Consider the following 259-nt stretch of genomic DNA (forward strand, 5'->3'; position numbering starts at 1 on the left):
TCCGAGTTGGTATTATTAAAATGTACTAGCAATTACCCGGCCCGTCCGTTAGATGCCAATATACGCACCATCCCTCATTTGGCTGAGTTGTTTAATTGCCCAGCTGGACTTTCTGATCATACCGAAGGTATAGGAGTAGCAGTGGCATCGGTAGCCTTGGGGGCAAGTGTTATCGAGAAACACTTTGTTTCAAATAGGAGCGAAGGCGGCGTTGACGCAGAATTCTCGCTTGAGCCATTCGAATTGAAAATGTTAGTGG

The 259-nt window shown here is 46.3% G+C and carries 1 protein-coding gene; it reads left to right on the plus strand.

Going from position 1 to position 259, the window contains the following annotated elements; all coding sequences use genetic code 11:
* The coding region (locus NLF92_RS13320; RefSeq protein ID WP_254102725.1) for an N-acetylneuraminate synthase family protein at positions 1 to 259 on the plus strand (259 nt) is incomplete at both ends.

Origin of the sequence: Opacimonas viscosa (assembly GCF_024199005.1) — a bacterium.
Taxonomy (GTDB): Bacteria; Pseudomonadota; Gammaproteobacteria; order Enterobacterales; family Alteromonadaceae; genus Opacimonas; species Opacimonas viscosa.